Origin of the sequence: Nocardioides sp. GCM10030259, assembly GCF_042666375.1 — a bacterium.
In the GTDB taxonomy this organism is placed as follows: Bacteria; Actinomycetota; Actinomycetes; order Propionibacteriales; family Nocardioidaceae; genus Nocardioides.
Map to the genome: position 1 here is coordinate 259,557 of NZ_JBHTDF010000002.1, position 21,314 is coordinate 280,870.

Consider the following 21,314-nt stretch of genomic DNA (forward strand, 5'->3'; position numbering starts at 1 on the left):
TCAGGCGCTCGGAACCGCGCAGAAGACGTTGCCCTCCGGGTCCTCGTAGACGGTCCACCGGCCACGCGGCTCGTCCCACCGGTGCCGTGCGCCCAGCGCGACCAGGCGCTCCGCGTCCTCAGGCGCGGTGAGCTGGATGTCGAGGTGCAGCCGCCCACCGACGGGTGCGAGCTCGTCGGCCGGGCTGATCCACACGTGCAGCGCGTCGCGCCGGCCGAGCAGCACGGACTCGTCAGGCTCCAGCGTCCCGGCGGCGATCGCCCGCTCGTCGTCCGGATCGACGGGCAGGCCGAGCGCGGCCGACCAGAACGTCGCTAGCTCCGCCGGCCGGCGGGCGTGGATCGTGATCGCCTCGAGGTGGGGCACGGTGGTCTCCTGGTCGCCGTCGTATGAGCGGATCGTAGGCCCGATGCCTGCATCTTGCGGCCGGTCCGGGGTTGCGACCGGAAGGCTGCGAAGACGGTGCGGCGGGCGCGGGGTTGCGGTCGCCGACGGGCTGCAGGTCCGCGCCGCGAATTTCCGAAAACTCTTGCCCATGTTGGCACGACCTGCTAGGATCGGCGCAAGCGCTTTATCCACGACGCCGACCACCGACCCGGTCCAGGGCATCGAGGATGAACGCCAGCCGCGAGGGTGAGTAATAGCCCGGCACCCGGGCCTCCAGGAGCGACGACCCCATCAAGGTCGTGTCCACGCTTGCCAGGAGGCCCCCGATGACCCACCCGGTCCTCGCCGCGGTCGCCTCCATCGACGAGGCGCTCAAGGCCGTCGCGGACGTGAACCCGACCTTCATGGCCACAGCCGACAAGGCGGCCGCGTTGCGCGAGCTGGTCACCCTCGAGACCCGGCTCGCCGAGCTGCGGCTGCGGATCCTCGCCGACGCCGGCGACGTCGCCGAGACCACCGCCGCCCACACAGTCGCCGAATGGCTCGCCACCCAGACCCACCTCCGCCGCGAGGACGCCAGCGCCGACCTGGCCCTCGCCGTCGCGGTCGAGCGGCGCTGGACGGTTCTGGGCACCGCGCTCCGCGACGGGGAGGCCACCCTCGCCCAGGCCCAGGTCATCGCCCGCGCACTGGACCAGTTGCCCGACGACGTGCCGACCGGCATCCTGGCCCGCGCCGAAGAGGTGCTGGTCGGCCACGCGGCGGACTTCGGCCCCCGCCCGCTCGCCCGCCTGGGGGCCCGGATCCTCGACGCCATCGCCCCCGAGATCGCCGAGGCCGCGGAAGCCCGGCGGCTGGCCGACCTCGACGCCCACGCCCACGCCAAGACCCGGCTCGGCCTGCTCCGCCGCGGCGACGGCACCACCCGGATCAGCGGCCTGGTCCCCGACGCCACCGCCGACCGGCTCCTCACCTACCTCCAGGCGTACACCAACCCCCGCCGCGAGCCCCGGCCCACCGGCGATGACCGGCTCCCGTACCCCCGCCGGCTCGGGCAGGCGTTCTGCCAGCTCCTCGAGGCCCTCGACCCCACGCGGCTCCCGGTCCACGGCGGCGACGCGACCACCGTGGTCGTGACGATCTCGCTGGAGGATCTCCGCAAGGAACTGGCCACCGCGGACCTCCTCGGCACCGGCCACGTCCCCGGCGGCGACCAGCCGAGCCGGATCACCGCCGCCGAAGCCCGACGCCTCGCCTGCACCGCCCAGATCATCCCGGCCGTGCTCGGCGCCGACTCCGAGGTCCTCGACCTCGGCCGCTCACGCCGCCTCTTCAGCCCCGCCCAACGCCGGGCCTTGCTGCTGCGCGACCAGACCTGCCGCGCCGAAGACTGCAGCATCCCCGGCACCTGGTGCGAGGCCCACCACCTGCTCGACTGGGCCCACGGCGGCCACACCGACCTCCACCACGCCCGGCTGCTCTGCAGCCGCCATCACCACGCCGTCCACGACCAGCGCTACCAGACCGAGCTGCTCCCCAACGGCGACGTGAGGTTCCATCGGCGGCGGTAGGCCGGCTCAGTTCAGTGGCACCAGCACGTCGGCCGCGAAGCGCTCCATCGCGTCGAGCTTCTGCTCGAGCGTGGCGTCGACACCGTGGTAGTAGGCCCACGGCATCGTCCAGCAGTCGGTGACGCCGAGGGACGCGGCGCGCTCGAAGTGCTCGGGCAGGAACGCGTCGCTCAGCGCCGTGATCACCGCGAAGTCGCCCTCTGCGCCGACGTCGGCCCGGGCGGCCGCGAGCCGCGCCGCGATCGCGCCGGCCTCGTCGACCGTGTAGAGGTCGCCGACCCAGCCGTCGTGCCGGGCGGCGCGACGGATCGCGATGTCGGAGAGGCCGCCGACGATGATCGGGATCGGCTCGGACGGCGTCGGCTCCATCACGAGCCGCGGCGCGCTGTAGAACTCGCCCTCGAACTCCGTCCAGCCGGGGCGCCACAGCTCAGCCAGCAACGCGAGCGCCTCGTCGGTGCGCCGACCCCGGTTGCGGAAGTCCTGGCCCAGCAGCTCGAACTCCTCGCGGCACCAGCCGACGCCGACACCGAGGCTCACGCGGTTGCCGGACAGCACGGCCGCCGTGCCGACGCTCTTCGCGACCTGGAACGGGTTGCGGATCGCGGGCACGTAGACCGACGTGAAGAAGCGCAGCCGGGTCGTGACGGCCGACAGCGCGCCGACCAGCACCCACGGATCCGGCCACGCGGCGTCGTGCTGCCAGCGCCGGGCGCCGTCGGCCGTGTAGGGGTACGGCGTCGCCAGCTCCTCGAGGTCGACCACGTGGTCGGGCACGGCGAGCGAGTGATACCCGAGGTCGTCGGCCGCACGGGCCAGGGGGACGAGGTGGTCGACCGGCTGGAACGCCGTACTGATCGCGAAGCGCACGCGCCCAGCCTAGGGCCGAACTGGAACACGTTCTCGTCAACGGGTCCGCGCCGGTGTCACCCGAGTGGGTGGAGGTGCGGCCGGGCCGCCCGGGGTACGAAGACCATGGCGGCGGTACCGGCCCTCACGCAGTGAGCCGGTCCCGCCGCCCCGTGCTTCAGGCAGGCTTCAGGAAGCATCGCCCGCGGACGGCATGACCTAGGTGAAGAGGCTGACGCCTCCGGGGCCGACCAGGAAGCCGATGACGATCAGTGCGATGCCGAACAGAAGCTGGCCACGGAACAGCTGGACGATGCCGCCGATCACCAGGATGACGGCGAGGATCCACAGCAGGAATGCCATGAGCTGGTACCTCCCTCTCGATAAGGGACAGTTACCCGTTTCGGTGCGGGTTCAGTACCGGTCCTCGTTCTCGTCGACCACGTGGACGGCGGCCTCCTCGGCGGAGGACGCCCCGTCGTCGATGCCGACGTCGTCGCCGACGAGGTCCTTCTCGAGGTCCTCACCGAGTCCCTGGTCGGGGTCGACGAGGCGGCCCGCCCGCAGGTCGCCGACCTCGTCGTCGTCGAGGCTCGTGTCGTCGAACCGGGTGTCGGTCTCGGCGTACGGATCGGGCTCCGGCTCCTCCTGCCCGAGGCGCTGGTCGATCGACTCCCGGTGCTCCTCCTCCCAGGGCGTGTTGCCGTAGCCCTGACCGGCGGAGTAGCGCTCGGGCGGCGAGTAGCCGCGATCGAGCTCGTCGTCGACGTCCTGGTCGCCGAGGTCGTCGATGTTCCCCGGCTGGTCCTCGTCGTCGACGCTGTAGTCGCCGTAGATCTCCTGGTCGCCGTCTCCATGGCTGGTGGTCACGACTCCTCCTTCGCTCCGGGGCCTGGTCGGTGCATCCACGCTACTGGGCACCCGGTGCCCACCCGATTCTCGCGAGATTCGCCTGCCGTTGGTCGCCGCCTCTTGCGTGCGGCGGTCCGCGCCGGGAACCGTGTGGCCATGGATGCGGACTTCGTGGCGCTCGACCGCTGGTGGCGCGCGGCCAACTACCTCTCCGTCGGGCAGATCTACCTGATGGGCAACCCACTGCTGCGGGAGCCGCTCCGCGAGGAGCACGTCAAGCCCCGCCTGCTCGGCCACTGGGGCACCACCCCCGGGCTGACCTTCATCTACGCCCACCTCAACCGCGCGATCATGCAGCGCGACCAGGCGATGATCTACATCGCCGGTCCCGGGCATGGCGGGCCCGGCGTGGTCGCCGCGTCGTACCTCGAGGGCACCTACTCCGAGATCTACCCCGACGTCGGGCTCGACGAGCGCGGGCTGGGCCGGCTGTTCATGCAGTTCTCGTTCCCCGGCGGCATCCCCAGCCACGCGGCGCCCGAGACGCCCGGGTCGATCCACGAGGGCGGCGAGCTCGGCTACGCCCTCTCGCACGCGTACGGCGCCGCGTTCGACAACCCCGACCTGGTGGTCGCCGCCGTGGTCGGTGACGGGGAGGCGGAGACCGGGCCGCTCGCGACCAGCTGGCACGGCACCAAGTTCGTCGACCCGCGCCGCGACGGCGCGGTGCTGCCGATCCTGCACCTCAACGGCTACAAGATCGCCAACCCGACGGTGCTGGCCCGGATCCCCGAGGACGAGCTGGTCGCGCTGCTGCGCGGCTACGGGCACGCGCCGTACGTCGTCGCCGGGTCCGACCCCGCCCAGATGCACGCGGACTTCGCGGGGACGCTCGCGCAGGCGCTCGACGAGATCGCCGACATCCAGGGGGAGGCACGGGCCTCCTCGACGGCGCCGCCGCGGCGTCCGTGGCCGATGATCGTGCTCCGCTCGCCGAAGGGCTGGACCGGCCCGAAGGAGGTCGACGGCCTCAAGGTCGAGGACTTCTGGCGCTCCCACCAGGTGCCGTTCGCCAACGCCCGCAGCGACAAGGCGCACCGCAAGGTGCTGGAGGAGTGGATGCGCAGCTACGCGCCGGAGGAGCTCTTCGACGAGACCGGCGCCCCGGTCGCGGACATCACCGACCTGCGCCCCGCCGGCGACCTGAGGATGAGCGCGTCGCCGTACACGAACGGCGGCCTGCTGCTCCGCGACCTCCGGATGCCCGACTTCCGCGACTACGCGGTCAAGGTCGACGCGCCGGGCGCCGGGTCGGCCGAGGCGACCCGGGTGCTGGGCGGGTTCCTGCGCGACGTGATGGCTCGGAACATGGACAACTTCCGGGTGTTCTCGCCCGACGAGAACAGCTCCAACCGGCTCCAGGACGTCATGGAGGTCACCGACCGCACCTGGAACGCCGAGACCTACGAGTACGACGACCACCTGGCGCCGGACGGCCGGATCATGGAGATCCTGTCGGAGCACACGTGCCAGGGCTGGCTCGAGGGCTACCTGCTGACCGGGCGGCACGGGTTCTTCTCCTGCTACGAGGCGTTCATCCACCTCGTCGACTCGATGTTCAACCAGCACGCGAAGTGGCTGGAGACCACGCGCCGGATCCCGTGGCGACGTCCGGTCGCGTCGCTGAACTACCTGCTCACGTCGCACGTGTGGCGCCAGGACCACAACGGCTTCTCCCACCAGGACCCGGGCTTCATCGACCACGTCGTGAACAAGAAGGCGACGGTCGTGCGGGTCTACCTGCCGCCGGACGCGAACACGCTGCTCTCGGTGGGCGACCACTGCCTGCGCAGCAAGCACTACGTGAACGTGATCGTCGCGGGCAAGCAGCCGGCGCCGCAGTACCTCTCCATGGAGGACGCGATCATCCACTGCACCAAGGGCGCCGGCATCTGGGACTGGGCGTCCAATGAGGGCGACGGCGAGCCCGACGTCGTGATGGCGTGCGCGGGCGACGTGCCGACCATGGAGACGCTGGCCGCCGTGCAGCTGCTGCGCGAGGAGCTGCCCGACCTGAAGATCCGCGTCGTGAACATCGTCGACCTGATGCGGCTGCAGCCGGAGTCCGAGCACTCGCACGGGCTCTCCGACGCCGACTTCGACGCGCTCTTCACCCGCGACAAGCCCGTGATCTTCGCCTATCACGGCTACCCGTGGCTCATCCACCGCCTCACCTACCGGCGCACCAACCACGAGAACCTCCACGTCCGTGGCTACAAGGAGGAGGGCACCACGACCACGCCGTTCGACATGACGGTGCTCAACGAGATCGACCGCTACCACCTCGCGATGGACGTCATCGACCGCGTGCCGCGGCTGCACAACACGTCGGGCAGGGCGCGCGAACGGTTCAAGGACGCGCTGATCCGGCACCACCACCACGTGCGGACCGCAGGCGAGGACCTGCCGGAGATCCGCGACTGGGCGTGGACGGCGAGCTGACGTGCGCACGCTGGTGGTGAACCCCGGATCGAGCAGCCTCAAGGTCACGCTGCTCGACGACGGGTGGGAGGTGCCCGACGACGGCGGGCCCTACGACGCGATCGGCGTGCGCTTCGTGCACGGCGGGCCCCGGACCTCGTCCGTGCTGGCCACGGCTGAGGTCCTCGACGAGCTCGCCGCCGTCTCCGAGCTGGCTCCGCTGCACAACCCCCCGGCGCTGGACGCGGCGCGGGACCTGGTGGAGAAGCACCCGGGCACACCCGTCGTCGCGTGCTTCGACACCGCCTTCCACGCCACGATCCCGGCCCCGGCGGCGACCTACGCACTGCCCCGCGAGTGGCGCGAGGACTGGGGGCTCCGGCGCTACGGGTTCCACGGGCTCTCGCACTCGTACGCCGCTCGCCGGGCTGCCGAGATGCTCCGCCGGCCCGTCGAGGAGCTGCGCATCGTGACCTGCCACCTCGGCGGCGGCGCATCCCTGTGCGCCGTGCGTGGCGGCCGGTCGGTCGACACGACCATGGGCCTGACGCCGATGGAGGGCCTCGTGATGCAGACCCGGGCGGGCTCGGTCGACCCCGGCCTGATGCTCCACGTGATGCGGTCGCGCGGGGTGTCGGCCGACGAGCTGGAGCGAGTGCTCGAGCGCGAGTCCGGACTGTGCGGGCTGACCGGCACGTCCGGCGACATCCGCGAGGTCCGGAAGGCCATCCGCGACGGGTCGGCCGCCGCTGCCGCCGGGCTCGAGGTCTACGTCCACCGGCTGGCGCGCGAGGTCGGGGCGATGGCCGCGGCGACCGGCGGTGTCGACGCCCTGGTGTTCACCGGCGGGGTGGGCGAGCACGCGCCCGACGTACGCCTCGCGACCGTGGAGCGCCTGGCGTTCCTCGGCCTCGCCGTCGACGAGCTGCTCAACGACGAGGTCACCGACGACGCGGACATCTCGGCCTCCGGCACCACCGGCTCGACCCTCGTCGTCACCGCCCGGGAGGACCTCGAGATCGAGCGGGAGGTCCGGGCGGTGGTCAGCGGAGCTGGTACGTCGTAGTCCGCTCGCGGACCGGTCGGCCGATGCCGGCGCCGATCTCGACGAGCTCCGCGACCGTCTTCGCCGAGCCGTGCTCGGAGCCGGCCATCCGGGAGATGGTCTCCTCCATCAACGTCCCGCCGACGTCGTTGGCGCCGGACTGGAGCATCGCGCGGGTGCCGTCGCCGCCGAGCTTGACCCACGAGGTCTGGATGTTGCGGATCCGGCCGTGGAGCATGATCCGCGCCATCGCGTGGACGGCGAGGTTGTCGCGCAGGGTCGGGCCGGGGCGGGCGACGCCGGCGAGGTAGATCGGCGCGCTCGTGTGCACGAAGGGGAGCGGCACGAACTCGGTGAACCCACTTCCCCCAGAATTCAGGGAGTCGTCCTGGATCCTGCTCAGGACCCGGAGGTGGCCGACCCAGTGCCGCGGATGGTCGACGTGGCCGTACATCATCGTCGACGTCGTCGGGATGCCCACGCGGTGCGCGGTGGAGACGATCTCGACCCAGGTCCTGGTGGGGAGCTTCCCCTTGGTGAGCACCCAGCGGACCTCGTCGTCGAGGATCTCCGCGGCCGTGCCCGGCAGCGACCCGAGGCCGGCCTCGCGCGCCTTGATCAGGAAGTCCTCGATCGACAGCCCGGTGCGGGCGGTGCCGTTGACGATCTCCATCGGACTGAAGGCGTGCACGTGCATCTCCGGCACCCGCTGCTTCACCGCCGACACGAGGTCGAAGTACGCCGTCGCCGGGAGCTCCGGGTCGATGCCGCCCTGCATGCACACCTCGGTGGCGCCGAGGTCCCAGGCCTCCTGGGCGCGGTCGGCCACCTCGTCGAGCGAGAGCGAGTAGGCGTCGGCGTCGGTGCGGCGCTGGGCGAACGCGCAGAAGCGGCAGCCGACATAGCAGACGTTGGTGAAGTTGATGTTGCGGTTGACGACGTACGTCACGTCGTCGCCGACGGTCTCGCGGCGCAGGTCGTCGGCCAGCCGGCACACCTCGCGCAGCAGGTCGCCCTCGGCCGTCATCAGCGTCAGCGCGTGCTCGTCGGAGAGGTTGCCCGGGTCCTTCTCGGCCGCCCTCAGGGCGGCAGAGCCGGTGGTTGAGGAGGGACGAAGTCCCGTCTCGAGACCACCGCTGTGCGAGGCAGCCTCGCGCACCTCGTCCCAGTCGCCGTAGACGTTCGCGAAGTCCGACCGACGGTCCTCGCTCCGGCCCTCGGTGTCCACGGCGGCGAAGAGGTCCGTGCGCCCGGTGCTGGTGGTCAGGCTCGCGAAGCCGCCGTCGGGCTCCTGCCAGGGCAGGCCCTGCGGCCGTACGCCGGGCTTCGCCAGCCCGGCCATCGGTCCGGAAGGGATGGCCAGGGCGGCCACGTGCGCGGAGACCCGCGGGTCCAGCCACGGCTCGCCCGCCACGACGTACTCCGGGTGCACGGTCAGCCGCGCCCTGAGGTCGAAGCCGCACTCGGCGGTGATCGACCGGAGCCGCTCCAGGGACGGCCACGGGCGCTCGGGGTTGACGTGGTCGGGGGTGAGCGGCGAGACCCCGCCCCAGTCGTCGATGCCGGCGCCGAGCAGGGCCCGGCACTCCTCCGAAGATGACTGAGTGTCGACCAGGTTCGGGGGCGCCTGCACCCGCGCCTTCGGGCCGAGCACGATGCGGGTGACGGCGATGGCGGCGCGGTACTCGTCGAGCCCGAGGTCGTCGGTGTGCCGCATCGCGGTGTCGGGCTTGGCCCGGAAGTTCTGGACGATCACCTCCTGGACCGCGCCGTACGCCTTGAGCGTCGAGCGGAGCGCGAAGATCGTCTCCGCGCGCTCCGTCAGCGTCTCGCCGATTCCGACCAGCAGCCCCGTGGTGAACGGGATCGACAGCCGACCGGCGTCGTCGAGCGTCCGGAGGCGGACGTCGGGGTCCTTGTCGGGGGAGCCGAAGTGGGCCAGCCCCTTGGTCTCGAACAGCCGGCGCGAGGTCGTCTCGAGCATCATCCCCATCGACGGGGACACCGGCTTGAGCCGGTTGAGCTCCTCCCACGACAGCACGCCGGGGTTGAGGTGCGGCAGCAGCCCGGTCTCCTCGAGCACCCGGATCGCCATGGCGCGGACGTAGGCGAGCGTGGAGTCGTAGCCCTGCTCGTCGAGCCAGGCGCGGGCCTCGGGCCACCGGTCCTCGGGCCGGTCGCCGAGCGTGAAGAGCGCCTCGAGGCAGCCCATCTCGGCGCCTCGGGAGGCGATGTCGAGGATCTCGTCGGGGGAGAGGTACGGCGCGCGCCCGTCGCGCGCGGCCTGGCCGGGCGTCTCGACGAACGTGCAGTAGTGGCACCGGTCGCGGCACAGCCGTGTGACCGGGATGAAGACCTTGGGGGAGTACGTCACGACGCCCGGTCTCCCGGCGGCGACCAGGCCCGCGTCGCGCACCTTCGCGGCGGCGGCGGTCAGCCGGTCGAGCTCCTCGCCGGTGGCGGCCAGGAGCGCGGTGGCCTCGGGGACGTCGAGTGCCGCCCCGCGCTCGGCTCGGGCCAGCGCGCGGCGTATCTGCTGGGGGGTGGGCTGCTCGCTCACCCCGACAGGCTAGCCAGCCGTCGTTTCCGTGGGACGGCTGGCCGCCTGTCGGTCACTCCTGCGCCGGCCCACCCCCGTGTACGGGCCGGCGCAGGACGATCGTGCGGGCCGGGTCAGCGGCCCTTGCCGGGCTTGCCCTTGCCGCCCTTGCCGGGCTTGCCGCCCTTGCCCTTCCCCGGCTTGCCCTTGCCGGGCTTGTCGCCCTTGCCCTTGCCCTTGTCATCCTTGCCGGGCTTGTCGGCGGCGCTGACCTTGGCGGTCTCGGCGCTGGCCTTGGACACGGTGGCGTAGCCGGTGAGCGTGCCGGTGACGGTGACGGAGATCCGCTTGCCCTTGAGGGCCTTCGTGAGCTCGAGCGTGCGGTCGTCGGCGCCCTTGATCGCCTTGCCGTCGGCCTCCCACCGGTAGGTGAGCTTCGCGCCGTCGGTCCAGTCGCCCGCCTTGGCGGTCAGGGTCTCGCCGACCTCGGCCTTGCCGGTGATCTTCGGGGTCGCGGCGGTCAGCACCTTCGGCGCGGCCGGTGCCGGCGCGGCCGGGGTGGTCGGCGCGGTGACCGGCGGTGCCGGGTTCGTGACCCGCGTCGTCAGGTTGGGAGCGGACGCGAGCCCCACGGTGGCGAGGCCGTCCTTGGTCCCGGTCACGACGACGTAGATGGCCATGTCGAGGTGCGCCTGGGTCAGCGGCAGCGTCGGGCCGGTGGCGATCACGGGGCCGCTCGACTGGGCCTCCGGGAGCGTGCCGAACCACTCGTAGGTGACGTCGGCGCCGTCCTCCCAGGCGCCGGTCGTGGCCACGCTGAGGGTGCTGCCCACGGTCAGGCTGCCCTGGATCGCGACGTCCGACGGCGCGCCGACGAACCGCTCGTAGGTCGTGACCTGCTCCGACGCCCAGTCGCTGTACTCGTCGTCGACGATGCTGGCGACCTCGACGGTGTACGTCGCACCCGGCTCCAGCTGGTCCACCCACGCGTTCTGGCTGACCGTGATGTCGGCGTAGACGACCTCGTCGCCGGCGTCGAGGACCCGGTACTCGTACTCGACCAGCTCCTCGCCGGCCTCCTCGAGCTCCCAGTAGTACTTCCCCTGCTCCCAGGTGATGTCGACGGCGTCGATGGACCATTCGTTCGGCGCGGCCGACAGGTTCGCCGGTGCGGCCGTCGCGGCCTGCGCCGGAGCAGCCAGACCGACGATGCCGCCGGCGCCCAGCGCCACGGCGGCGACGCCGGCGATCAGTCGTGACCTAGGGGGCTTCGCGGCCCTCAGTGCGTGCATTGCAGTTCCTCCCGACAGGGGCACCACCGTGGGGCCCGACGCCGGATCCTGTCGGCACCTGGGGCATCGATGTGTGTCCGAATCAGGCCATGGCAGCAATCGGACTGACCGGTTCCTGCCATGGCCGGGATCGGACGGGCTCGGGAAGTACCTGCGCTGCTTCGCTGAGGCATGCGATCATCACCCGGTGTCCTCGGAGCCTGCTTCCCGCTCGCCCGAGCTGACCGCCCTCGAGCTCCTCGGCGTCGGCCTGCGCTCCCGTGCGGCGACCGTCGCGGAGCTGGCGGCGCTGGCCGTGCGTGACGAGACCGACGTGCGCCGCGACCTGGAGCGCCTCGACGCCGACGGCTTCGTGGTGCTGCGCGGTGACCAGATCAGCTACACGGCGCCGGAGGAGGTCGTGGCCGACGTCGTACGCCGTCGCGCCGGTGACCTGGGCGCCGAGATGCTGCGCCGCCTCGCCGACCTGGCCGAGGTCGTCGGCCAGCTGCCGGCGCTCGCGCAGCAGTGGGACGTCGGCGCCAGCGAGCACCAGCTGCTCGACATCGAGGTCTTCCACGGACCCGAGGCGGTCGTGGACCTGTGGCACGTCCGGCAGGCCCGCGAGCCGGCCCGCCGCACCGACGTCGTGCTGCCCGACGCGTCCCGGCTGTACGTCGCCGACCCGGCGATGCAGAAGTTCTGGCACGAGGCCAGCCAGGGCGAGGGGCGCCGGGCCCGGGTGATCGCCCGGCTCTCCGACGCCGTCCACCCGCTCGCCCAGCAGCGGCTCACCGAGGAGCTCGACGGTGGGGTGCAGATCCGGCTGATGGCCGAGCCGCCCGGGTGGTTCTGGATCACCGACGACTCGACCGTGGCGCTGCCGCTCGTCTGGGGAGAGCGCTGGCCGACGTCGGTCATCGCCGTGCGCAGCCGCGCGGTCGCCGGCATGGCGAGCTGGCTCTTCGAGCGGATGTGGGAGCGCGCGGTCCCGGCGCGCACCGAGACCGCCACCTGGGACCCGCTGCTCACGCTGATGAACGGCGGCGCCACCCTCGAGGGGGCGGCCCGCGCCCTCGGCATCTCCGAGCGCACCGGCCGGCGCCGGGTCTCCGAGGCGATGGACCACTTCGGCGTGGGCTCGATGCTCGCCCTCGGAGTCGCCTGGGGCGACGCGCGCCAGGGTTGACGCGCGCCGCCCGCAGCGGGGGTCCGGGTCAGACCGAGACCGGCTCCGACTCCTCGACGTCCGCCGGCCGCGGCTCGACGGGCGGCTTGCGGTCGAGCGCGCTCGGCCACCAGATCTTGCCGCCGAGGTCGAGGTTGATCGCGGTCACCAGCACGGACCGGACGATCAAGGTGTCGAGCAGGACACCCAGTGCGACCGCCACGCCGAGCTCGGCGAGGAAGACGAACGGGATCGAGCCGAGCACCAGGAACGTCGCGGCGAGCACGATGCCGGCCGAGGTGATCACGCCGCCGGTGGAGCTCAGCGCGATCAGCGAGCCCTGGCGGGTTCCGTGCTGTGCGGTCTCCTCGCGCACCCGGGTCATCAGGAAGATGTTGTAGTCGATGCCCAGGGCGACCAGGAAGACGAACGCGAACAACGGGAACCCTGGATCGACCTGCACGCCGTCCGGCCAATGGTCGGTGATCAGCGGCATGAAGTAGTCGAAGACCAGGGCCGACAAGCCCATCGCGGCCCCGAAGGACAGCACCACGGTGGCGATCAGGATCAACGGTGCCGCGAGTGCACGCAGCAGGAAGATCAGGATCAGCAGCACCACCAGGAGCACCGTCGGGATGATCACCTTGTTGTCGCGGTTGGACGCGGACTTGGTGTCGAGGTAGAAGGCCGACCCGCCTCCGACCAGCGCATCAGCGCCGTCGACGCCATGAGCTGCAGCGCGACTCTCCTCGACGATGCCGTAGGCCGTCGTCGACGAGATGTCCGCGTCGATCGGCGCCTCGAAGTAGCTCCGGTCGTCGGAGATCGGCTGGATCTCGGTGGGCGCCCCGAGCCCGTCGATGCCCTCGAGCGACGCGGCGACGTCCTCGACCTGGTCGGAGTTCGCGATCACCTGGATGGTGTTGGAGCTGTCGACCATGCCGTGCGCGGCGAGCACCTTCTGGCCCTTGATGGCGTCGAACTCCTTGGTGTAGGTGTCCTCGGTCGCCATGCCGGCCGCGTCGATCTTGAGGACGCCGAGGCAGGCGATGAGGAGCAGGCCGGTGGTGACCAGCCAGACCCGGCGCGGCCGCGGCGCGATCGCGCGACCGACCTTGGACCAGAAGCCGGTGGTGTTGGGCTCGCGGGAGCCGAACGCCGGACGCATCGGCCAGAACATCCAGCGGCCGAAGATCACCAGCAGTGCCGGGAGCAGGGTCACCATCACGAGGAAGGTGACCGCGATGCCGACGGCGTTGACCGGGCCCAGACCGGCCGTGGAGTTGAGGTCGGCGAGCAGCAGGCAGAGCATGCCGACGGCCACGGTGGCCGCGCTGGCGAGGATCGCCGGGGCCGCGCGGTGCAGCGCGAACGCCATCGCCTCGTGGCGGTTCTCGTGGCGGCGCAGCTCCTCGCGATATCGGGCGACGAGCAGCAACGCGTAGTCGGTGCCGGCGCCGATCACCAGGATGCCGAGGATCGCCTGACTCTGCCCGTTGACGGTCAGGTCGGCGTACTTGGCGAGCAGGTAGACCACGCCGCCCGAGACGCTGTAGGCCACCACGACGCTGAAGATCGGCAGCAGCCACAGGATCGGGCTGCGGTAGGTGAACAGCAGGATGATCACGACCACGACGAGCGCACCGAGGATCAGCGTCGTGTCGACGCCCTCGAAGACCTCGGCGGCGTCGGCGGCCTGACCGCCATAGCCGGCCAGGTGGACCTCTGCCCCGTCGAGCTGCGCGATGTCACGGATGGACTCCGCGGCGTCGGGGATGTCGTTCCAGCCGTTGGCGCCGAAGTTGAAGGTCACCGACGTGACCGCCACCTGGCCGTCCTCGGAGAACCCGCCCATGCCCTGCTCCGCGGCCTGCTGGGGAGTCAGGACCGTGCCCTCGACCACCCCGTCGATGCCGGCCATCTCCTCGGCCTGCTCAGCGATCGTCGCCCGGTCCTCCTCGGAGAGACCGTCCTCGTTGTAGTAGACGATCAGCGTCGGGATGTTGTTGGGGTCGACCGTGCTCGCGAGCTCCTCGGAGACCTCGGTCGACTCGGCGCTGGCCGGCAGCCACGACGATGCCTCGTTGTTCTGGACATCGACGAGCTTCGCGGACAGCGACCCGAACACGCCGAGGGCGACGAGCCAGAAGAGGAGCACGAGCCACTTGGTGATGGGGCCGGTCAATCTACCGGCGATCTGACGGTGCATGGGGGAACCCTCTCAGGGGGCGGGGACAGTCGGCATCGGGGTTTTCCCCTAGTCCGACCACCCGCTGTCGATGAACTCATCGGACACCGGTACGACGAACGCCGCAACCGAAATGTGACAGGTCTTCGAGACCTCATCCGTCCCTATTTCGCCCGTGGTTGAGCCGGAGTACGTTTCGGCGCATGTATCCAGGCACCTGGGCCGCGAAGACCCCCGACAAGCCCGCAATCGTCATGGCCGGCTCCGGCCGAACGCTGACCTATGCGCAGCTCGAGGAGCGCAGCACGCGGCTCTCGCGCCACCTCCACGACACCGCCGGCCTGGTCGTCGGCGACGTGGTCGCGATGCTCTCGGACAACACCCCGGAGACCTACGAGGTCTACTGGGCGGCACTGCGCTCGGGTCTCTACATCACGGCGGTCAACCACAACCTGTCGGCCGAGGAGGCGAGCTACATCATCCGAGACTGCGGCGCCAAGGCACTCGTCGTCTCGGCGGCCAAGGCCGAGGTCGTGTCCGGTCTCGACGTCGACGTACCGACGCGGCTGGTCCACGGCGGCGCGATCGACGGCTACGTGCCGTACGAGGAGACGCTGGCCGTGGCCTCGCCCGAGCCCCTCGCGGAGCAGCCGCACGGCGACGACCTGCTCTACTCCTCCGGCACCACGGGCCGCCCGAAGGGCATCAAGCCGCCGCTGCCGCAGATCGCCGTGGACGAGCCGGGATACGGCTACCCCACGGTGTTCGGGGCCCTCTACGGCTTCGACGAGGACACCGTGTACCTGTCGCCGGCGCCCGTCTACCACGCGGCTCCGCTGCGCTTCGGCGGCGTGATCCACGCGCTCGGCGGCACGCTCGTGATGATGGAGAGGTTCGACGCGGAAGGTGCGCTGCGCGCGATCGAGCAGTACGGCGTCACGCACACGCAGATGGTGCCGACGATGTTCGTCCGGATGCTCAAGCTGCCCGAGGAGGTGCGCGCGTCGTACGACGTGGGCTCGCTGCGCACGGTCATCCATGCCGCCGCGCCGTGCCCGGTCGCCGTGAAGCGGGCGATGATCGACTGGTTCGGGCCGATCATCCAGGAGTACTACGCGTCGACCGAGGCCAACGGCGCGACCTTCATCGACTCCGCTGCCTGGCTCCGCAAGCCCGGCTCGGTCGGCACCGCGCTGATGGGCATCGTCCGGATCTGCGGCGAGGACGGCGCCGTGCTCGGGCCGGGCGAGGTCGGCACCGTCTACTTCGAGCGCGAGGAGCGGAACTTCAGCTACCACAACGACGAGGAGCGCACCCGCAGCACGCAGCACCCCGAGCACGACAGCTGGACGACGGTCGGCGACCTCGGCTACCTCGACGAGGAGGGCTACCTGTTCCTCACCGACCGCAAGGCCTTCATGATCATCTCGGGTGGCGTGAACATCTACCCGCAGGAGGTCGAGGACCTCTTCAGCCTCCACCCGGCCGTCACCGACATCGCCGTCATCGGTGTGCCCGACGACGAGATGGGGGAGCGCGTCGTCGCGTTCGTGCAGCCCGCACCTGGCGTCACCGCCGGGGACGAGCTGGCGGCGGAGCTCACGGCGTACGCCCGCGAGCGGATCGCCCACTTCAAGGTGCCGCGGGAGTTCCACTTCCGCGACGAGCTGCCCCGCACGCCGACGGGGAAGATGGTCAAGGGCAAGCTGAAGGCGGAGTACGTCGGCAGCTAGGCCGCCCGGCGCCGCTCCCACCGACCGACGCCGACCATGACGAGCGCCGCGAGGGCGGCCCCGGCGATCGTGTCGACGACGTAGTGCTCGGCGAAGTAGGTCAGCGCGAGCGACATCGCCAACGGGTAGAGCAGCAGCGCCCAGCGCCACGGCGAGCGCAACCGGCTGATGAACCAGAAGGCGACCAGGAACGCGATGCCGGCGTGCAGCGACGGCATCGCGGCCACCTTGTTGCCCATGCCCCACATGACCATCGTCTGGCGGTGCAGGTCGATCTCCGACCAGCCTCGGCTGGTGATCCGGTGGACCTCGTCGAGGTAGCCGTCGCGCGCGGCCATCCACGGCGGCGCCATCGGGTAGACGATGTAGATCGCCAGCCCGGCGTAGAGGAGGGTGAGGTAGCGGCGCAGCCAGCGCGCCCACTCGTCGCGGTTGCGGACCCAGAGCACGCCGGCGAGCGTCAACGCGACCAGGAAGTGCGAGGCGTAGACGCTGGTGAAGAGCACGTCGTACCAGTGCGGCGGCAGCGACTTCACGCACGGGTCGCCGCACCACTCCTGCTGCAGCCACACGGTGGGGGCCGTACCCCCGAAGAGCCACTCGTCGAAGCGCACCGGCATCGAGTAGTGCGGGGCGATGCCGATCTCGTCGGCCAGCCCGCGCGCGAGCCAGTAGCCGACGAGCAGGAGCAGTGGCTTCCACCAGGCGCGCCAGAACTCCAGGTGCGTACGCCGTGGGGCCTCGATGTCCCACGCGACCGTCGCGAGCCAGATCCAGAGGATCACCCCCGCGGGGTCGTTGGGGATGCCGACGAACCACGACCAGGCCAGCAGGAGCGCGGCGTACGCCGTCATCGCGCGGTTGCGCACCGCGCGACTGGTGCTGGGAGCAGGCGCCAACGTCGTCACCGGGTCACCTCCCGCCAGATCGTCCACTCGCCGGTGCTCGTGGCGCGATCGTAGTTCTCGGCGAGGACGGGATCGGCGTTCGTGGCGTCGATTCCCCAGGATCCGAGGGAGCGGCCGGCGACCACGACCCAGTCGGGGCGCTCGTCGCTGCGCAGCAGCGCGGTGAGGTCCACGAGCTCGGGGTCGCGCACGCGCACGGGGAGGCTCCACAGGTCGGCGTACGGGCTGCGCAGACCGGTCGCCTCGAGGATGTTGGGGGCGCCGAACGCCACGACCGCCGTGTCTCCGGCCTCCGCGTGTGCGTCGAGCCAGTCGATCGCGGGCTGCTCGGGACGGTCGATCGGCTGGACCGCCACCCACACCAGCGTGCTCGCGGCCGACAGCGCCATCACCGCGTACGCCGCTGCGAGGGCGCGTCGACCGGGCAGCGGCCGTTGGCACGCGGCGGCCGTGAGCAGCACCAGCCCGGGCACCAGGCCCATCAGGTAGTGCAGCCAGTAGCTGCCGCCGAGCAGCACGGTCGTGAGCTCCCACGCCAGGGTGGCCGCCGCCGGCCAGCGCAGGTCCGGGGCGCCGGTCCGGGCCGGGTGCGGCAGGCCGCGGGCGAGCAGCGCGACCAGCACCGGCACCCCGGTGGCGAGCAGCGCAAGCAGCATCGCGCCGAGCCGGCGGGTCGTGGCGCTGGTGGCCGACTCGGCGATGACCGTCGCGGCGTCCCCGCGGAAGACGAAGACCGCGTCCCAGAGCGCTACCGGGTCGGTGCCGCGCTCCGCGGCGGCCCAGACCGCGAGGCCGACGGTGACGATCGCGCCGACGGCGACGCCGACTGCCGGGCGAGCACGGCGGCTCACCAGCAGCAGCACGACGGTGAACACGAACGCGTCGAGCAGGCTCTGCTTCACCAGCGCCCCGCCCGCGGCGGCGGCGCCGGCCAGCACGCCCCACCAGAGCATCGCCCTGGTGGTGGGCGCCGCCACGGACCGCAGCACCGACACCATCGCGCCGAGCAGGAGCGGCAGCCCGAGGAGCTCGCCGTTGACGACCGTCCCGCCGAAGAGCGGGGAGGCCGTCAGCAGCGCGGCGGTCGCCGCGGTGAGCACCGGGGCGACCGGACGTTCCGGCGCGGCCAGCCGGCCGACGACCCCGCTCAGCAGCACCGCCGTCACGGCGGCCATGACCCCGAGCGCGCGCAGCGCCCAGCCGCCACCGGCGGCGTCGGCGAGCGCGACCAGGGCGATCAGGCCGGGCGGGCGGTCGACGAAGTAGTCGCCGTACAGCGACGACCCCGGCGACCACTGCGACGCGAGCAGCAGCAGGCCGCCCTCGTCGGGCGACAGCGGGCGTCCGGCGTACGGCACGGCGCACAGCCCCGCCGCCGCGGCGAGCCCGGCGACACCCCAGGCCGCGCGGCCCCTCACGCGAGCGCGAAGGCCAGGAGGACGGCCCCCACCATGACGACCCCGGCCAGCAGGATGCCGAGGTTGAAGGCCGGGAGTGGCGTGCCCGTGCGCATCGCGCGCTCGATGCGCGCCCACCGCAGCATGGCGAACACCGTGGCGACGCCACCGAGCAGCACGAGTGCGATCGCGAGGAGGCCGCGGACCGAGTCGTTGTCCGGCAGTCCGAGCGCGTGCAGCGCCACGCCACCGGCCATCATCGCCAGCGCCGTGCGCACCCACGCCAGGAACGTGCGCTCGTTGGCCAGGGTGTAGCGCGGATCAGGCTCCTCCCCGGCGTCGTAGACCCAGTGCGGCCGACGTCGCGTCATGGCGCCCATCCTTCCGCACGGACCGACCTCTACGCTCTCGGTTTGTGACGTTCGAGTTCGATGCCCACACCGAGGTCCGGCCCGTCGACGGCGGAGGCGAGCTCGAGTACGCCGCCGACCTCGACACCGGCTGGGTCGTCGGCGGCGGGGTCAACGGCGGCTACCTGCTCGCGGTGATCGGCAGCGCGCTGCACGAGACGTTCCCCAAGAAGCCCGACCCGCTGGCGATCTCGGCCTACTACCTGAGCGCCGCGACGCCCGGCCCGGCGACCGTGGCCGTGGACGTACGCCGCGAGGGCGGCTCGGTCGCGACTGCGTCCGCCGAGCTCCGCCAACCGGGAGCGCAGGGGGAGGAGACCCGGATCGCCGCGCTCGCGACGTACGGCGACCTCGACCGGCTCGGCGACGACGTGCGGACGACGGCCGAGGAGCCGGTGCTGCCGCCGCCGGACGAGTGCGTCGCGAACACGTTCGCGCCGAAGGAGGTGCTCGAGCTCGCGCCGATGATGGCCCGCTTCGACATGCGCTTCCACCCCGACCACGTCGGGTGGGCGGTCGGGCAGCCGAGCGGGCGCGGCGAGATCGCGGCGTGGTTCCGGCTCGTCGACGGCCGGGAGCCCGACCCGGTCTCGCTCCTGATGGTCGTCGACGCGCTGCCGCCGGTGACCTTCGACCTCGGGATGATGGGCTGGGCGCCGACGCTCGAGCTGACCGCACACGTCCGCGCGAAGCCGGCGCCCGGCTGGCTCAAGGTGCGGCACGCGACCCGCAACCTCGCCGGCGGGATGTTCGAGGAGGACTGCGAGGTCTGGGACTCCGCCGGCCGCCTCGTCGCGCAGAGCCGCCAGCTCGCCCGACAGCCGCGACCCATCGGTGGTTGAGGAGGGCGCCCTGGCGCCCATCTCGAAACCGAGTCAGTCGAAGCGGGACAGCCGCATCGACACCACCCACCGCCGGCGCGGGTGCTCGGTGACGGTCCAGAGCCGGCCGGTGCGTCCGTCGTACGAGAGGTCCTCCGGTCCCATCGGCAGCGCCCGCCGGTGCTGCCGCAGGTCGCCGGGCGCGCCCGACCAGATCGACCCGAGGCCCCACGGCCCGTTGGACGACGACAGGTAGACGCGGCCGCGGACCCGGGCGACGCCCTGCGCGCGGAGCACGTCGTGCGCGACCACGGTCGCCGGCCCGCCGTCGATGGGCATCTCGGCGATCCGGCGGGTCTGCCGGCGGTTGCCGTACTCGCCGACGACCAGGCTCGGCGGCTCGGTCGCGTCGTCCACGGTGACGAAGGAGAAGCGCACCGGCTCGTCGCCCTCGTCCGTGCGCGGCGTGAGCTGGTGGCGCACCGGCAGCAGGTAGTCGCCGCCCGAGCGGACCACGTCGCCGGTCTCGCACACCCAGAGCCCGGCGCGGGTGGCGGCGACGTACAGCCGGGATCCGTGCCACGCGATCCCGCCGGCGTGCGCCTTCAGCGGCTCGTGGCCCGTGGTGGTCGGCACGACGACCGTGACGTGCCGATAGCGCCGGCGCCGGGGGTCGAGAACGGAGACGCGGACGCCGCCGCCCTTGGCGTACCAGGTCGTCGCGACGTGCGGCCCGTCCGGCTGGTGCGCGATGCCCTGGGGCCACCACTCCGGGTCCCGGCGGTCGGCGCGCTCCCAGGCCCACGCGCGGTTCAGGGTCAGGCAGGGGGCCCAGGTACGCCGCAGCCGGCGGTCCAGGTCGCCGAGGACCGCGTGGAGGCCGGCTCGCCCGCCGTGCCGTGCGACGAACGCGTCGACCTCGGCGGTGAGGTCGGGGGTCCGCTCCAGGTGCACCCGCGGAACGGTAGCCGCTACCCCTACGGTGGGGTCCATGGCCGCGGTGGTGGGAGCAGCGATCGTCCGGGGCCGGCGCGTGCTGGCAGCGCGGCGTACGGCGCCGCCCGAGACGGCCGGGCGCTGGGAGTTCCCGGGCGGCAAGGTCGAGGAGGGGGAGAGCCCTGAGGCGGCGGTCGTCCGCGAGGTCCGTGAGGAGCTCTGCTGCGACGTCGCCGTGACCGGCTGGCTGCCCGGCGAGGTCGCGATCGGGGAGCGGCACGTGCTGCGCGTGGCGATCGCCGCGGCCGCCGACGACGTCGACCCCGACCCGGTCGAGCACGACGAGGTGCGCTGGCTGGAGGCCGGCGAGCTCGAGAGCATCGACTGGCTGGAGCCCGACCGGCCGTTCCTCCCACACCTGCGCGCGCTGCTCTCGACCGACGGGAGAGGATGAGCGCGTGCGCGGCATCTTCTTCGACGAGGACGACGCCCGGGCGGTCGTGGGGCGCCTGGTGGCGGCCGGCTACTCCGCCCGCGCCGAGCGCGAGCGCCTGGCCGGCGAGGACGACGACGAGGACCACCCGTGGGCGGTGGTGACCGACGCGCCGGAGCTCGTGCTCGACGTGCTCGTCGACGAGCACGACGGCTGGCTCGACATGGACGAGCCCGAGCCCGCCCACCCGCCGCTGCAGCTTCCGACCGGTCCGCGGAAGATCAAGCGGCCCTCCGATGGTTGAGGCCACAGAACACTGTCGGCA

At 72.1% G+C, this 21,314-nt stretch carries 19 protein-coding genes; 8 read left to right on the forward strand and 11 right to left on the reverse strand.

What is annotated here, in order from left to right; translation table 11 throughout:
- Nucleotides 1–366, reverse strand: coding sequence for a VOC family protein (locus tag ACFQQI_RS01545; protein WP_378556876.1), 366 nt, complete (start codon nucleotides 364–366; stop codon nucleotides 1–3).
- Nucleotides 367–713: 347 nt separating this feature from the next.
- Between ACFQQI_RS01545 and ACFQQI_RS01550 the strand changes: the two genes are divergently transcribed.
- A complete protein-coding gene (locus tag ACFQQI_RS01550) occupies nucleotides 714–1,958 on the forward strand; it encodes a DUF222 domain-containing protein (protein ID WP_378556879.1) in 1,245 nt (414 codons plus the stop codon).
- A gap of 6 nt (nucleotides 1,959–1,964) precedes the next feature.
- On the opposite strand, the gene ACFQQI_RS01555 is transcribed toward ACFQQI_RS01550, so the two are convergent.
- The 3 genes from ACFQQI_RS01555 to ACFQQI_RS01565 form a co-directional block, all read right to left on the reverse strand.
- A complete protein-coding gene (locus ACFQQI_RS01555; RefSeq protein WP_378556881.1) occupies nucleotides 1,965–2,828 on the reverse strand; it encodes a TIGR03619 family F420-dependent LLM class oxidoreductase in 864 nt (287 codons plus the stop codon).
- Nucleotides 2,829–3,026: 198 nt separating this feature from the next.
- Nucleotides 3,027–3,170: a GPGG-motif small membrane protein gene (locus tag ACFQQI_RS01560; RefSeq protein WP_378556884.1), complete on the reverse strand. Its 144-nt coding sequence runs from the start codon at nucleotides 3,168–3,170 to the stop codon at nucleotides 3,027–3,029.
- Nucleotides 3,171–3,221: 51 nt separating this feature from the next.
- Complete coding sequence (locus tag ACFQQI_RS01565; protein WP_378556887.1) at nucleotides 3,222–3,677, reverse strand: DUF5709 domain-containing protein; 456 nt, start codon at nucleotides 3,675–3,677, stop codon at nucleotides 3,222–3,224.
- A gap of 138 nt (nucleotides 3,678–3,815) precedes the next feature.
- On the opposite strand from ACFQQI_RS01565, the gene ACFQQI_RS01570 reads away from it, so the two are divergent.
- Both ACFQQI_RS01570 and ACFQQI_RS01575 read left to right on the forward strand, forming a co-directional pair.
- Nucleotides 3,816–6,161, forward strand: a complete 2,346-nt coding sequence (locus ACFQQI_RS01570) for a phosphoketolase (RefSeq protein ID WP_378556890.1) — start codon at nucleotides 3,816–3,818, stop codon at nucleotides 6,159–6,161.
- A 1-nt stretch (nucleotide 6,162) separates the two neighbouring features.
- Nucleotides 6,163–7,206 (forward strand): acetate/propionate family kinase, encoded by a 1,044-nt coding sequence (locus ACFQQI_RS01575; protein ID WP_378556893.1) that lies wholly within the window; start codon nucleotides 6,163–6,165, stop codon nucleotides 7,204–7,206.
- Here ACFQQI_RS01575 and ACFQQI_RS01580 read toward each other — a convergent pair.
- Nucleotides 7,184–9,745, reverse strand: coding sequence for a bifunctional FO biosynthesis protein CofGH (locus ACFQQI_RS01580; protein ID WP_378556896.1), 2,562 nt, complete (start codon nucleotides 9,743–9,745; stop codon nucleotides 7,184–7,186). The two genes, ACFQQI_RS01575 and ACFQQI_RS01580, sit on opposite strands and share 23 nt — an antisense overlap.
- 113 nt (nucleotides 9,746–9,858) lie before the next feature.
- Nucleotides 9,859–11,016, reverse strand: a complete 1,158-nt coding sequence (locus ACFQQI_RS01585) for a hypothetical protein (protein WP_378556899.1) — start codon at nucleotides 11,014–11,016, stop codon at nucleotides 9,859–9,861.
- Nucleotides 11,017–11,203: 187 nt separating this feature from the next.
- On the opposite strand from ACFQQI_RS01585, the gene ACFQQI_RS01590 reads away from it, so the two are divergent.
- The gene (locus ACFQQI_RS01590) at nucleotides 11,204–12,184 is read left to right on the forward strand and encodes a hypothetical protein (RefSeq protein WP_378556902.1); all 981 of its coding nucleotides are present in this window, start codon (nucleotides 11,204–11,206) and stop codon (nucleotides 12,182–12,184) included.
- A 28-nt stretch (nucleotides 12,185–12,212) separates the two neighbouring features.
- On the opposite strand, the gene ACFQQI_RS01595 is transcribed toward ACFQQI_RS01590, so the two are convergent.
- Nucleotides 12,213–14,372 (reverse strand): MMPL family transporter, encoded by a 2,160-nt coding sequence (locus ACFQQI_RS01595; RefSeq protein WP_378556905.1) that lies wholly within the window; start codon nucleotides 14,370–14,372, stop codon nucleotides 12,213–12,215.
- Between the two features lie 182 nt (nucleotides 14,373–14,554).
- Between ACFQQI_RS01595 and ACFQQI_RS01600 the strand changes: the two genes are divergently transcribed.
- Complete coding sequence (locus tag ACFQQI_RS01600) at nucleotides 14,555–16,084, forward strand: acyl-CoA synthetase (protein WP_378556908.1); 1,530 nt, start codon at nucleotides 14,555–14,557, stop codon at nucleotides 16,082–16,084.
- Here the strand turns inward: ACFQQI_RS01600 and ACFQQI_RS01605 are convergent.
- Genes ACFQQI_RS01605 through ACFQQI_RS01615 form a run of 3 tightly spaced genes read right to left on the reverse strand, consistent with a single transcriptional unit; the run spans nucleotide 16,081 to nucleotide 18,760 of the window.
- The gene (locus tag ACFQQI_RS01605) at nucleotides 16,081–16,992 is read right to left on the reverse strand and encodes a phosphatase PAP2 family protein (protein WP_378556911.1); all 912 of its coding nucleotides are present in this window, start codon (nucleotides 16,990–16,992) and stop codon (nucleotides 16,081–16,083) included. The two genes, ACFQQI_RS01600 and ACFQQI_RS01605, sit on opposite strands and share 4 nt — an antisense overlap.
- Nucleotides 16,989–18,410, reverse strand: a complete 1,422-nt coding sequence (locus ACFQQI_RS01610) for a hypothetical protein (RefSeq protein WP_378556913.1) — start codon at nucleotides 18,408–18,410, stop codon at nucleotides 16,989–16,991. Before ACFQQI_RS01610 ends, ACFQQI_RS01605 begins: the two co-directional genes overlap by 4 nt.
- Nucleotides 18,407–18,760 (reverse strand): YidH family protein, encoded by a 354-nt coding sequence (locus ACFQQI_RS01615; RefSeq protein ID WP_378556915.1) that lies wholly within the window; start codon nucleotides 18,758–18,760, stop codon nucleotides 18,407–18,409. The genes ACFQQI_RS01610 and ACFQQI_RS01615 overlap by 4 nt, the downstream gene beginning before the upstream one ends.
- A gap of 44 nt (nucleotides 18,761–18,804) precedes the next feature.
- On the opposite strand from ACFQQI_RS01615, the gene ACFQQI_RS01620 reads away from it, so the two are divergent.
- The gene (locus ACFQQI_RS01620) at nucleotides 18,805–19,641 is read left to right on the forward strand and encodes a thioesterase family protein (protein ID WP_378556918.1); all 837 of its coding nucleotides are present in this window, start codon (nucleotides 18,805–18,807) and stop codon (nucleotides 19,639–19,641) included.
- A gap of 33 nt (nucleotides 19,642–19,674) precedes the next feature.
- Here the strand turns inward: ACFQQI_RS01620 and ACFQQI_RS01625 are convergent, their stop codons facing one another.
- Complete coding sequence (locus ACFQQI_RS01625; protein WP_378556920.1) at nucleotides 19,675–20,574, reverse strand: hypothetical protein; 900 nt, start codon at nucleotides 20,572–20,574, stop codon at nucleotides 19,675–19,677.
- Nucleotides 20,575–20,611: 37 nt separating this feature from the next.
- Here ACFQQI_RS01625 and ACFQQI_RS01630 point away from each other — a divergent pair, with 37 nt between their 5' ends.
- Complete coding sequence (locus tag ACFQQI_RS01630; protein ID WP_378556923.1) at nucleotides 20,612–21,010, forward strand: (deoxy)nucleoside triphosphate pyrophosphohydrolase; 399 nt, start codon at nucleotides 20,612–20,614, stop codon at nucleotides 21,008–21,010.
- 4 nt (nucleotides 21,011–21,014) lie between these two features.
- Entirely contained in the window at nucleotides 21,015–21,293 is a 279-nt protein-coding gene (locus tag ACFQQI_RS01635) for a hypothetical protein (protein ID WP_378556926.1), read from the forward strand.
- Nucleotides 21,294–21,314: the final 21 nt, after the last annotated feature.

Excerpts from the sequence above, each read along its gene's own strand:
- ACFQQI_RS01550 (WP_378556879.1), top strand. The coding sequence starts at position 714 with ATGACCCACCCGGTCCTCGCCGCGGTCGCCTCCATCGACGAGGCGCTC.
- ACFQQI_RS01560 (WP_378556884.1), bottom strand. The coding sequence starts at position 3,170 with ATGGCATTCCTGCTGTGGATCCTCGCCGTCATCCTGGTGATCGGCGGC.
- ACFQQI_RS01570 (WP_378556890.1), top strand. The coding sequence starts at position 3,816 with ATGGATGCGGACTTCGTGGCGCTCGACCGCTGGTGGCGCGCGGCCAAC.
- ACFQQI_RS01585 (WP_378556899.1), bottom strand. The coding sequence starts at position 11,016 with ATGCACGCACTGAGGGCCGCGAAGCCCCCTAGGTCACGACTGATCGCC.
- ACFQQI_RS01595 (WP_378556905.1), bottom strand. The coding sequence starts at position 14,372 with ATGCACCGTCAGATCGCCGGTAGATTGACCGGCCCCATCACCAAGTGG.
- ACFQQI_RS01600 (WP_378556908.1), top strand. The coding sequence starts at position 14,555 with ATGTATCCAGGCACCTGGGCCGCGAAGACCCCCGACAAGCCCGCAATC.
- ACFQQI_RS01615 (WP_378556915.1), bottom strand. The coding sequence starts at position 18,760 with ATGACGCGACGTCGGCCGCACTGGGTCTACGACGCCGGGGAGGAGCCT.
- ACFQQI_RS01630 (WP_378556923.1), top strand. The coding sequence starts at position 20,612 with ATGGCCGCGGTGGTGGGAGCAGCGATCGTCCGGGGCCGGCGCGTGCTG.